This window comes from Stenotrophomonas sp. 63632_Sma (assembly GCF_056482875.1).
In genome coordinates, this window is sequence record NZ_CM151220.1 from 1,145,403 (window position 1) to 1,159,107 (window position 13,705).

A 13,705-nucleotide genomic window follows, 5' to 3' on the forward strand; every position below is an offset into this window, starting at 1 on the left:
GAGAATGCCGTTCTGGCAAATCCTGGGCGCTTCAGTCCTTTGCCTCACTGCGGCATCCCCGGCAAACGCGCGGGAGCGTCACGTCTGGGCAGCATCCGAGCTGGAGAAGATGCTTATCGCATTGGTCCTGGAGCAACCGCGCCACGGTAGTTGGCGTGGCGTCGAACGCTCGGATGTCGAGCGAAGATTCGGTGTACATCTGTCATCTCTGGATGTCAACTCGAGAACGATTCAGTCGAGGCTGCTGACACGTGAAGGGTGGTCCGCCGCAATCAAGGTGGAGTACAGGCGGGAAGGTCGCGCGGTGAAATTCGACGCATTGGCGTCCCGCCGATTCAACGATCTTGAACGGCCATGCACGTTCAAGGCTGACGCAATGACGTCTTCAATGCTGGCTGCGGGATTCCATGGAGGAAGGAACGCCGCGCCGCTCAGCCCGGACACCCGAACCTACTCTCGGGGTTCCGTCTCTGTCCATATCACGACGTTCGACGCGGCCATCAATGCCGCGCTGCCTGAACAGTGTGTAGATACCCTGACCATAGCCCCGCCGGAGCATGACAATGTCTGAACTTAGCATCAGGTTGAACACCTTGCTGGACCAGTTCGCATCGCGAAATGCGGATACGCGTACCGCAGCGCAGAGGCTACGTCAGGCAATTTCCTCGTCACCAAGCTTGGTCAAGCGCTTCGAATCGGCTATTGCCGAGGGCAAGTTGAAAACGATTGAGTTGCTGCCTAGATCGGCGACCGAAAGAGCTCATATGTCGGACGAGGGAGTGCTCGCGATAGGCCGGGATGCCGTCGTGGGCAACGCGACCACTGAGTTCATGGACCAGCTCCGCGATACCTTGGGGCACGAGATCGCGCATGCGCACTATAAAGGCTACGACTTTGCCTTGAATGTGCTGAGTGAAGAAGTAGAGAAGCTGGCGTTTGAGAGAACAGAGACTCGCAATTACACCGCGGTCCTCCAGAATTTCCTTGCTGCCGCACGAAGGAATGAGGCTGTCGCAGCTATCGGAGGCTGGAACGCCAACATTTCCAAGATGATCGCAGACAGTGGAGGCCGTCCTCTAGACCGAGCCGCAGTTCTGGAGAGGATGGCCCAAGTTAATCCGCGATGCGTCATCGAGGTCAATGGCGTCTATCAGATGGCTGCCGGAATCGTGCTGAATGCCGATCTCACTGCAAATGTTTCAGATCAATCCGTTGAAGCATTCGCAAAGTGCTACTTTGATGGCAGCAAGGGAAGCCTGGGGCCTCAAGGAAAGTCTTCCTACACCGATTACTACTTGTCCTACGGCGTCAGCCTGATTGTGCGCATGGAGCGCTACAACAACCAGTACGGGGATCCCGACAGGGCACTGGTACAGATCAATCTTGCCGCTCTGGGAACGACAGAGGCAGCGCTGGAGGTCGCGGGTCTGACATTCCAAGGCAAAGGAGATATCTTCTTCTATACCGACCTTGGTGGTGGCCCGAACAACGGCTTCCAGCGCAGCGGAACCACGACGGGGCCGCGATTTGATCCGGACCAATGGAATGCCTTCTTCGATCGTACGCGCCTGCAGCAGATTGCCCAGGCGGGTGCGCTTGGTGGGGTGATTGGTGGCGCAATCTCTTCTGCCCTGAAGTTGAATGACCCGGCATGGCAGGTCATTTCCTCGGCAACGCTGTCGACCATCGGAGAGAACTTCGCCGAGGCGATCTCGGCCAGGGGCCTCGGGGTTCGGCTGTCCAGTGGGGACTTCAGCAGCATTCTTGCCGATCTTCCTGAGGAGTTTCAGGCCAATCTCAGGAGCGCAGGGGCTGGAGCTGTCTCTTCCTACCTGACCGCAGAGCTGTTCAGGACACTGGGTATCGAAGGGACGCTCGGTGAAATTGCACAGACCGCTGCTGGTGCAGCACTGAGTCAAGTTATCCAGAATGCGAACCTGATCGCCGATGGTGCCAAGATCAGCGTGTTCGAAGGTCTGGGTGCAACGCAGATATTCAACGCAGTCGGTGGCTACGTTGGCGCACGGCTGGGCGCTAGTTTGGTCAAGTTCGATACGGTCGGAGGGCAAATCGGTGCACAGGTTGGTTCGGCGATCGGCGCCTATGTCGGTGCGTCCGTTGCGACCACCTGGGCTGCAGCAGGTAGCAAGGTCGGAGGTGCCGCGTATGGCGCAATCGGAGCGGCAATCGGTGCGCTGGTGGGCTACATCCTGGGCGGGCTCGTTGGCTCGTTCTTCTCAAGTGGCAAGCCGCGTTCGTGGGCGTCGGTCAGCTGGGAAGAGGCATCGGACGGCTTCGTGGTCACCGGCATTCGTTCCCGATCGGGTGGCTCCAAGGCTGGGGCGAGGGTTCTTGCCAATGCCGTAGCGGACAACCTCAACGCGGTGCTGAAGATGTCGGGAAGCCGTGTGGCTTCGGGGGCCAGCATCGATGGCGGTACCTACGGTACCTACGGAAAGGACTATCGATACTGGTCTGCAACGCCCGTCGGGTTTGCGACGGCTGAGGAGCTTATCGGTCACGGCTCTGCGCTGGCTCTGGCGGGGATGGCGGACAAGATGGTTGGCGGAAACATCTATATCAAGCGGGCCATCGTCCAACATCTGGGCATGTTGCCTTCGCCTCGCGGTTTCAATGTGACGTCAATGATTGGCGACTTGGCCATGGCTGCTGATTATGGTCAGTATGTAATGGATCCTTTCCAGGTCAATTCGCTCATCGCCGGTGCGCCAGACAGCGGGTTGGCAGCTCAATGGGCGATCACGCTTGCGCGTGCGATCGAATTGGGCCTCAACAAGCGCGCATCGACCGATTGGACAGGGGGATTTGCAGCGTGGATGGACCAGCTTCCTGACGGTGAGCTGGACGGGCGTGGCTTGAACGCCGCGAACGTCAGTGCGCGATACAATGCCATTGATGGCAGAAAGTTCGTCCTGACTGGCGGAAGCGACGAAGAGCTCTTCTCGATCAGCGACACCATCGTCACCGCGGATAAGGATCGCATTCTCGGTGGCATCGGCAACGACAGCATCATCGTCAATGGTGCCACGCTGTCCAGCACCACCGGCCTGCTGATCAATGGCAAGGCCGCCCCGGCCACCCATCGCATTGGCATCGCTGCGGTCATTGACGCCGGTGCTGGCGACGATCTGGTCCGCGGCGGAGACCTCGGCAACGATCTGCTCGGCGGCAGCGGCAACGACACCCTGGTGGGGGGCCTGCTCGATGACTGGCTGCTTGGCGGTGACGGCAACGACGTGCTGTTCGCCGGCAATGTCACCAATGTGAACTTCGCCATCGGTGATGCCAGCGCACAGGCGCTGGCGATCGCCGCGCGTGGTGGCAACGGCAACTACCTCGACGGCGGTGCCGGCGACGATCGCCTGTATGGCGGCACCGGTTCGGACTGGCTGGAAGGCGGCGCCGGCAACGATCTGCTGGTGGGTGGCGAGGGCGGCGACATCATCGCCGGTGGCGCCGGCGATGATCGGGGTGCCAATGGCGAAGCACGCCTGTTCGGTGGGGGCGGCGCGGACCAGTACCTGTTCCGGCTCGGTGACGGCCGCGACGTGATCTACGACGAAGAGGGCGCAGGCGCCATCCGTGGCAGCGGCGACAGCTTGAATGATCGCCTCGCCAAGATCGCCAATGGACAGCTGGCGCGCAACTGGGCCGGTGGCGGCGAGTACGAGGTCAACGGTTCGGTGAAGGGCGGTGAGGACGCGATCGTGTTCGGCACCGGCCTGTCGCTGCAGAACATCCAGATGCGCCGCTCCTCGGCCAGCGGTGCCGGCAACGACCTGATCATCGCCCTGGTCAGCTATGACGCCGCCGGCAACGCGACCTTCACCGGCGATGAGCTGACCATCAAGGACTGGTTCGAATCCTCGCATCGCGTGGAGTGGCTGCGGTTTGCCGATGGCGAGGACATCCGCATCGGCGACATGACCTCGTACATCATCGGCACCGGTGGCTCGGATGTGATCCTGGGCACCTACGGTGCGGACTTCCTCTATGGCGGCGCCGGCAATGACGAGATCCGGGGCCTGGCCGGCAATGACTTCGGCAATGGTGGCTCGGGCGACGATTTCGTTGCTGGCGACGGCGACCAGGACTGGGTGATGGGCGGCTCCGGCAACGACCAGGTGCTGGGCGGCGCGGGCAATGACACGGTGTTTGGCGATGATGGCAATGATCGTGTGTATGGCGGTACGGGTTCGGACCTGGTGGTCGGCGGCCGTGGCAACGACGAAGTGGTCGGCGGTGAAGGCGATGACGTCTTCCGCTACCAGCGCGGCGATGGCGACGACATCGTCATGGACGACTATGTCGACAACTGGGATCTGGTCTGGGAAAGGGGCGCCTATGTCAACGGCTATGTGCGCAATGCCGATGGCACTGTCAGCAAGGATGGCGTGGTCTACTTCGATGGCTCCACCTGGATCAGCCACAACGACTGGAATGATGAGGCGCAGGTGCTGCGCCGGCACAAGGGCGCGCTCAATGGCCTGATTGCGCGCAACGCGGGTGTTGATTCGCTGGAGTTTGGCGTTGGCATCGACATCCAGGATGTGATGTTGCAGCGCGATGGCAATGACCTGCGCCTGGTGATCGGCCGCGATGGTGAGAAGGAGCGCCTCTCGGCGTCCAGTGACCGCATCACAATCAAGGACTGGTACGCGCTGGGTGGATCGATCGAGAACATGGTGTTTGCCGCGACCGGCCGCCATGCGCTCACCGACATGACCCTGCTGGGGGGCGGCGATGGCAATGACACCATTGCCGGTACGGCCGGCAAGGACTGGTTGACCGGCAACGGTGGCGATGACGTCATCGACGGCGGCGCGGGCAATGACCTGCTGATGGGCAACGAAGGCGACGATACGCTGCGTGGCGGTGCGGGTGACGACATCCTGTACGGCGGCCAGGGCGATGATCTGCTGCACGGCGGTGCCGGCGCGGACACCCTGTTCGGCGGCGGTGGCGTGGACATCGCCTCTTACGCGGGAAGTGCGGCGGTGCGCGTTTACCTGGAAGGCACGTTCGCCAATACCGGCGACGCCAAGGGAGATGTCTACAGCAGCATCGAGGGTATTGAAGGCAGTGCCGGTGCCGATCGCCTCGGCGGCAGCATCGGCGCGGACGTGCTGCGCGGTGGTGGTGGCGCGGATGCGCTGTACGGCGGTGAGGGCGACGATGCCTATGAGTACAACGTCGGCGACGGTAGTGATGTCATCTATGAAGGCGCCTTCTATCTGGATGAGGTGATGTCCAGCTCAGGGACGTTTGGATCAGCCTACACGGCGTCCTGGGAGTATCTGGGCCTTGGCGAGACAACGGCGGGCAACAAGCATCAGTATCGGTTGACGGTCAAGGAGATCGCATCCGGCACCGTTGTCTACCAGAGCGTGGACAAGGTGGACTTCCTGTTTGACGCCCCAGTGGCGAACGCGCCAGCCTCCACCACGTGGCCATCGGCGCAGGGGCAGTTCCGTTCGTCGACCTGGCGAAACGGGCCAAATGGGCAACAGATCGTGCGCGAAGTGTTCCAGGCCACCGACGGGGGCCAGGATACGCTGGTACTGGGAGCAGGGCTCAGCCTCTCAAATCTTCGGTTGGCGCTGAGCGGGACGACGCTCCAGGTGGATGTCTTCGCCGCACAGAACGGTACGATCAAGCTCGCCAATCATACGAATGCCCAGCGTCGCGTCGAGTTCATGCAGTTGAAGGACGGACTGGTGCTGGATCTGCGCCAGTTCCGCCAGCTTTCCCAAGGCGGTAGCGCGAGTGACGATGTATTGTTCGGGTCCGATGGCGCGGACACGCTTACGGGTCTTGCAGGTCACGACGTGCTGGCGGGTGGAGATGGCAATGACACGCTGCGGGGCGGCGACGGCGACGACACGCTGGAGGGCGGCGCCGGTGCCGACATCCTCGACGGCGGCAGCGATCGCATCAGCCTCGGCCAGGCCGCGGTGGCGGGTGAAGCCTATGGCGATACCGTCCGATACGTGACCTCCACTGCGTCGCTGGTGCTGGACCTGGCTGCGGGTACTCTGTCGGGCGGGCACGCCGATGGCGATACCCTGGTTGCAGTCAACGGCGTCAGCACGCTGGAGAACGTAGTTGGCAGCGACGGCTTCGCCGATACGATCAGTGGTGATTCACGCGCGAATCGCTTGATCGGGCTGGGTGGCAACGACTGGCTGGATGGGCGGGGGGGCGACGACGTGCTCATCGGTGGTGATGGCAATGACACCCTGATGGGCGGCGACGGCAACGACGCGTTGTCCGGTGATGCCGGCGATGACCGGCTTGAAGGTGGCGGGGGCAACGATGTGCTGGCCGGCGGCGCCGGTGCCGACGAGCTTTACGGCGGGCTGGGCGACGACCAGATCAGCGGCGATGTGGGCAACGACAAGGCTTGGGGCGGCGAAGGCAATGACACCCTGGGGGGCCAGGACGGAGACGATCAGCTCTACGGCGAGGCCGGCAACGATACCCTGGTGGGCGGCGCGGGCGACGACCTGCTGGACGGCGGTACCGGCAACGACACCCTGGCCGGTGAGGCCGGCAACGACCTGCTGCGGGGCGGCGACGGCAATGACACCTACCTGTTCGATCGGGACGGCGGCAACGACCGGATCGAAGATGCACTGGGCGTCAATCGCATCGTGCTTCAGAACGTGGCCAACCACGAGGTCTGGCTGCAGAAGGTGGGCAACGATCTGCTGGTCAGCGTGATCGGGGGCAGCACGCGGATCACCATCGCGGGCTACTACACCGGCGCCAGCCGGATCACCGAGATCGCGACCGGTGCGGGCTCGCTGTTCCTTGCCCACGCCGAGCCGCTGCTCGCGGCAATGGCCGCAGAATCGGCGTCCGTGCCGGCCGGGATGTCCTCCAGCTTGCAGGGCCTGCTCGGCGGCTATTGGCAGAACTCGAGCAAGCCGGCACCGCTGGTCGAAACGCAGTACCTGGCCACCGACGAGGACGTGCCGCTCAGTGGCAGCGTCAATGCCGTCGACCATGACGGGAACATCACCGGGTACACGGTGATCACCGCCCCCGGCATGGGGACCGTCACGCTTAATGCGGCCACCGGCGCCTGGGTCTACACGCCGGCGGCGGACCGCCACGGCAATGACCATTTCGTGGTCCGGGTCACCGATGCCGACGGCAATACCGCCGACCAGATCGTCGATCTGGAGGTGCGCTCGGTCAACGACGCGCCCAGCGACATCCTCGCACCCGGTCCGCTGGCCGTGGACGAGAACGCCGCCAACAACCTGTCGCTGGGCCGCTTCGGCCATGTCGATCGCGACGGCGCGGAAGATACGGCCAGCTTCACCCTGATCAATGATGGCGGCGGCCGCTTCAAGCTCACCGCCGATGGCACGCTCAGCGTTCGTGATGGCACCAAGCTGGACTATGAGACCGCCACCGCGCACACCATCCGGGTGCGCGTGACCGACGGTGCCGGCGCGTGGTTCGAGAAGGACTTCAAGATCGACGTCCGCAACGTCAACGAGGCGCCGTTCACGCCGACCCGGCCACCGAACACTGCGGCCGTACTGGCCGGCGAGAAGACCGGGGCCGGTACGGTGGTGGGCACCTTCGTGATCGGGGACCCCGACAAGACCACGCCGACCCTGCAGCTGGTGACCAACCCGGGTGGCCTGCTGGAAGTGGTGGGCAACCAGGTGCGTGTGCGTGCGGGCGTTGCGATCGACTTCGAGACGCTGGCCGCCGCGCAGGGCGCGACCCTGGTCGATCTGGATGGCGATGGCATCAAGGAGGTGCTGCTGACCGCCAGCGTGAGGGCGTACGACGGCAGCCTGGCATCGGCCTCGACGCTCAGCTTCACCTATGCCATTGAAGATGAGAACGAAGCGCCGACGGCGGTGGTGTTCGCGGCCACCACCACCAGCTTCAGCGAAACCGATCGCGTTCCCACCGGAACCGCGCTGCCGGCGATCCTGCTCGGCACGCTGTCGGCCACCGATCCAGACACCACCGCCGGCAGTGATTTCGCCACGATGGTGTTCAGCGTGTCCGACAGCCGCTTCGAGATCATCAACGGCAACCAGCTGCGCCTTAAGGCCGGTGCGATCGTTGACTATGAAGCGGGAGGCAACGTCACCGTGACGGTCACCGCGACCGATCGCGGCGGCGCCGGATTGAGCGTCAGCAAGCAGTTGGTCTTCACCGTGGTCAACCGGGATGACTACCTGTACGGCACTGCCGCTGGCGAAACGCTGGTCGGCCAGGCCAACCGGGACGTGATCCAGGGGCTCGGCGGCAACGACATCATCAACGGCGGCGGTGGCAACGACGACCTGTACGGCGGCGATGGCGATGACAATCTGCGCGGTGAGGCTGGCGACGACAAACTGTGGGGCGAGCTGGGTCGCGACACGCTGTACGGTGGCGCAGGCGTCGACGAACTGCGTGGTGGTGATGGCGATGACAACCTGTATGGCGAAGACGGTGATGACCGCCTGTACGGCGACGCCGGCAATGACATCCTCGATGGCGGTGCCGGCAATGACCTGCTGGAAGGGGGCATCGGAAATGACACGCTGCGCGGCGGCGTCGGCAACGACATCCTGCGCGGTGGCGATGGCGACGATATCCTCGATGGCGGCGTCGGTGCCGACACCCTGTCCGGAGGCGCCGGTGTCGATACGCTGACCTACGCCTCGGCGACGGCGGGCATCGTGCTGAACCTGGCTACCGGAACACATGGCGGGGCGGCCGCCGGCGATGTGCTGGAAGATGCGTTCGAGCGCGTGATCGGCAGTGGGTTCGACGACGTCATCACTGGTGGCGCGGGGGATGATTACATCGAGGGTGGCGCGGGCAACGACAAGCTCTACGGCGGCGCTGGCAATGACACGCTGTATGGCGGTGATGGTGACGACCTGCTCGATGCGCAGGCAGGCAATGACACCCTGTATGGCGGCGCCGGTAACGACATCCTGATTGGTGGCGATGATAGCGACGTCTACTTGATCGACCGCAACTCCGGTGCCGACGAAATCCGCAACTACGACTCCAGTGGCGACGATATCGACGTCATCGGCTATCGCGACATCAGTCGCAATGATCTGTGGTTCAGTCGAACCGGCGATGACCTGGTGATCTCGGTGATCGGCACCAGCGTGGTGACCACGATCAAGGGCTGGTACACGACCACCAATGCCAATGATCGCGCCAACTACAAGATTGATTTCTTCCTGGCCGGCGAGCACGCCAGCAGCACGATCAATGCGGAGGCACTGGTCGCGCTGATGGCCGGTCGCACCAGGCCGGCCACGGTCGCGGCCTATCAGGCACTGCATGCCGACGGCACGTTCGAGAACCAGTGGCGGCACTACTGGGATGGCAACGGCTTGCCGTCGATCAGCATCGTGCCGGATCAGTCGATCAACGAGGATGGCCAGATCGCCCTGCAGTTCACCGTCGGTGATGACCTGACCCCGGCATCCGGGGTCACCGTACGTGCCTTGGCGGTGGATGCCACTGACCTCACGACGGTGGTGGCCTGGATGAATACTCCGACGATCACTGCGGGGGCCAACGGCGAGCGTACGGTGACGCTGGTGCCGAAGGGCAACGCCAGCGGACGCGTTGCGATCAAGCTGATCGCAACCGATGCCGGTGGGCTGGTGACCGAGCGCGTGTTCTTCATGAATGTGGCGCCGGTAGTGGACGCGCCGGTGATTACCCGTGCCGTGCAGGTCGGCAAGACACTTGATAGTGGCACGCTGACGCTGGATGTGCAGGCGGCGCTGTCCGATGCCGATGGTTCGGAGACCCTGGAGATCCGCATCTCGAACCTGCCGACCGGGCTGACCCTGAACAAGGGCACGAACCTGGGCAACGGCGTGTGGTCGCTGACGCCGGCGCAGCTGGCCGGTCTGGCGCTGGTCGGTCCGGCCACGTGGTCGGCCGACCTGACCGGCACTGCGGCGCTGACGGTGACTGCCATCGCCAAGGAGACCGCGACGGGCAAGACCAGCAGCAAGACGCAGACGCTGTCGGTCACCATCAATGCGCGTCCGACCGACATCACTGTCGACCGCGCGTTGAGTACGGTCGAGTCAACCGCGGATGCACCGGTGGCCAATGGCACGGTGCTCGGCAATTTCGCCCGCGTCGATGCGGACAACGATGGCTTCACCTTCAGCCTGACCAACAACGCGGGCGGCCGCTTTGCGATTTCCGCAGCCGGTGTGCTGACCGTGGCCAATGCCAGCCTGCTCGACTACGAGACCAACACCTCGCACCAGATCGTGGTGCGGGTGACCGATTCGGGCGGGTTGACCCGCGACAAGACCTTCACCGTCGCGGTGACCAACGTCGATGAAGCCCCGGCCACGCCGACCGTCTCCAGCCAGCCGGTGGCGATTGCTGCGGAGAATGCAGCATTGGGTGGTGTGGTGATTGCGAACTTGGCTTCCAGCGGTGGCAATGGCACCTACAGCTATGTGCTGGAGGGCGACGCGCGCGGCTGGTTCACCCTGGTCGGCAACCAGCTGAAGTTCCGTGATGGCCTGGTACTGGATTTCGAGGCGCTGAAGGCCGCCGGCATGACCCTGAGCGATGCTGACAGCGATGGCCGCCAGGAAGTGGTGTACTCGGTGTCGGTGAAGGCGGTATCCGGTGGATTGACCTCGGCAGGTGCGCGCACCATTACCGTACGCCTGGAGGACGTCAATGACGCGCCTCATGGCATCACTGCCGACCGCTCGCTCAGCATTGCCGAGAACTCGGGCAACGGCACCGAGGTCGGCAGGTTCAGCGGCCAGGACCAGGACGTTACCGACGGTCTGACCTTCACCCTGGTCAACAACGCTGGCGGCCGCTTTGCCATCACCGCGGCTGGTGTACTGAGCGTTGCCAATGGCGGGCTGCTGGACTACGAGGCCGCCACTTCGCATGCAATCACGGTGAGGGTGACCGACACCCACGGCGCGACCCGCGACCAGGTGTTCCAAGTGGGCGTGTCCAACGTCAACGAAGCACCACGAACGCCGGACGTCGTACAGCACGTGGCGCTCACCTCCGAGAACACCGGCGTGTCCGGGCAGGTGGTAGCCACGCTGTCCTCGTCTGATCCGGACGGGACCGTACCCTCGTATCAGATCATCAACGACCCCTTTGCCTGGTTCGTCATTTCCGGAAACCAGCTCAAGTACAACGTCAGCAGTTTCGATTTCGAAGCGGTTGCACCGTACCTGCAGCTGATCGACGGCGACGGCGACGGCCAGCTGGAGGCTTACTACAACGTCACGGTCCGTGCCACGGATGGTGCGCTGGTGTCGGGCAATCGCGAGATCACGGTACGCATCGAAGACGTCAACGAGGCACCGACGACCTGGGGCCAGAGTCTGACGCTGGCCGAATCGGCGCCGGGCGCGGGCCAGACCGTGTTCCAGTTCACCAACTGGTCCGACCCCGACAGCCAGTGGTACAACCGCGACCACCGGTTTGCCATCACAGGTGGTGCCAGCAACCTGTTCGGCATCAACGCCACCACGGGTCAGATCGCGCTGCACGGGCAGCTGGACTATGAAACCGCGCAGAGCCACCAGATACAGGTGACGGTCACCGATCGTGGTGGCTTGTCCAGCAGCACCTGGGTGACGATCAATGTGCAGAACGTCAATGAGCGGCCGACGGTCGTGACTTGGCAGGATGGGAATTTCTATCAGGTGCTCTCAGCGAGTGACCAGGAGGACTTCTACGCCATCATGCATGTCACCAGTGCAGTGGAGTTCACTGGCATCTCCAGCCAGTATTGGGATACCTACTCGGGTGAAACCGAAATGCTCGATGGAGGTATTACAACGCGCGGTATCTCGGGCGATGGTTTCCTTACTTCTTACGGAAGCAACATCTTCGATTCGCGCATCGTGGGCCGTGGCGGCCGTCGAACGGAGATATCTGGAAACTGGGGCGATCCGCGAGGCAGCGGCGCGGGCTACTACCAGGAAACCTACTACGACACCTGGTATGAAATCGTCGTTCAGGCGGTGGATTCTGCAGGGCAGTGGAGTGATCCTTTGAAGTTTGTCGTCAACCAATGGGGCGGGCGCCTCGGTCCGGTCGTACTTGACTTGGATGGCGACGGCGTGGAGACCGTGGGCTGGGCGCAGAGCGCCACGCGCTTTGACATGGACGGTAATGGCGTGCGTGATCTGACCGGTTGGGTCGGGCCGCACGACGGTCTACTGGTGCTCGACCGCAACCGCAACGGCACGATTGATTCCGGCGCCGAAATCTCGTTCACGATGGATCTGGAGGGGGCCCATTCCGACCTCGAAGGTCTGGCTGCCTATGACAGCAATGGTGATCGGCGTCTGGATGCCAATGACGCCCGCTTCGGAGAGTTCCAGGTCTGGCGTGACGCCAACCGCGATGGCATCAGCCAGGCGGGTGAGCTGTTGACGTTGCAGCAGGCCGGCGTGGCGTCGATCAACCTCGATGCGCGCCGTACCGGGCAGATGCCGGGTACATCGGTGGACAACACCACCTATGCCAACGGTCAGTACACCCGTATCGATGGCACCCAGGCGGCCCTGTCGGACATGTTCTTCGCTTTCGGCCAGCGCGATGAGGAGGGCAACGGTGACGGCCTGAATCTGAATGCTGGCGCCGGCAAGGGCGGACGCGACCTGGGCAGCGGTGATGCCGCCTCCGGCCGGGTCAACCGTCGAGGCGGCGATCCACGCTTCGCGCCTGCAGCTGACCTGCCGCAGGCCCCGGTGGCGCAAGCAGTGACGGAACCGGGGGATCGTTTCGGTGGCGTTGAGCCCACAGCCGTCGAGCGGATGCAGCAATCGACTCGTTCGGAACATCGTGCTCCCATCGACGAAAGCATTCCCTCCGGCCAGGCATCACAGCGCTCAGCCTTGCATGACAATCTGGCGCTGGCACAGAAGAAGCGGTTCCAGATGATCGAAGCGATGTCCACGTTCGACGCCCAGCCCTATGCCCAGGGCATCAGCACAGCGGCGCGCGATCCGGCCACCATGGAACTGTTGACCGCCATTCCCGACTACAGGATTTCCCGTTCATGATCACGTCCACGACCGCCACCGCCACCACCACCACCGACGGGGCGCCGCGTACCGTTGCCGAGGCCCTCGGCCAGATCGTCTGGCTGCTTTCACAGTCGCCGCTGCACCGTGAGATGCAGTTGAAGGACCTCGAATGGTCATTCATGCCGCCGCTGCTGAAGGAGCAGTTCCGGGTGTTCCGTTTCGGCACCCTGCCGCCGTTGCCGGGCATGCAGGAGGCCGGTGCGGCCTTCGCCGGGGTGACCCAGCAGGCGCTGGAACAGTTGCCGCTTGGAGTTGCAATCTGGGCCAATTTGTCAGAGGAGGCCGAGCGCAAGCTGGAAGCCGGCGAGCGGCTGGAACTGGACGACTGGAACAGCGGCGATCGCCTGTGGCTGATCGAGTTCATCACCCCCTTCGCCCAGCCCGGCAACGGCCTGGCCGAGGCCATGCTGGGCGATCTGCTGACCGGGCCGTTCGCGGGGCGCAGTCTGTCCATGCACCGGACCGATCCGGCCACCGGCCGGCGTGACAAGGTGACCCTGGGCGGCGTGCCGTCGCAGGCGGCCTGATCCGGGAGAGGTGAACGTCCGCCCCGGTCGCCACGCTGGCGGTCGGGGGAGTAGAGGCAAGCCCGG

Annotated in this window: 3 protein-coding genes; all 3 read left to right on the forward strand. The window is 63.5% G+C overall.

From position 1 onward, the window contains the following. Positions 1-4: 4 nt before the first annotated feature. The 3 genes from ACZK45_RS05290 to ACZK45_RS05300 are packed head-to-tail and all read left to right on the forward strand — an operon-like array spanning position 5 to position 13,639. Positions 5-571 (forward strand): hypothetical protein, encoded by a 567-nt coding sequence (locus tag ACZK45_RS05290; RefSeq protein ID WP_125893701.1) that lies wholly within the window; start codon positions 5-7, stop codon positions 569-571. Continuing rightward, on the forward strand, positions 564-13,088 hold the full coding sequence (locus ACZK45_RS05295) for a cadherin domain-containing protein (protein ID WP_478445553.1): 12,525 nt from the start codon (positions 564-566) through the stop codon (positions 13,086-13,088). The genes ACZK45_RS05290 and ACZK45_RS05295 overlap by 8 nt, the downstream gene beginning before the upstream one ends. Then, positions 13,085-13,639 carry a toxin-activating lysine-acyltransferase gene (locus tag ACZK45_RS05300; RefSeq protein WP_132809494.1) on the forward strand — a complete coding sequence of 185 codons (555 nt, stop codon included), beginning with the start codon at positions 13,085-13,087 and terminating at the stop codon, positions 13,637-13,639. The genes ACZK45_RS05295 and ACZK45_RS05300 overlap by 4 nt, the downstream gene beginning before the upstream one ends. The last annotated feature ends 66 nt before the right edge of the window (positions 13,640-13,705 follow it).

Excerpts from the sequence above, each read along its gene's own strand:
- ACZK45_RS05300 (WP_132809494.1), top strand. The coding sequence starts at position 13,085 with ATGATCACGTCCACGACCGCCACCGCCACCACCACCACCGACGGGGCG.
- ACZK45_RS05295 (WP_478445553.1), top strand. The coding sequence starts at position 564 with ATGTCTGAACTTAGCATCAGGTTGAACACCTTGCTGGACCAGTTCGCA.
- ACZK45_RS05290 (WP_125893701.1), top strand. The coding sequence starts at position 5 with ATGCCGTTCTGGCAAATCCTGGGCGCTTCAGTCCTTTGCCTCACTGCG.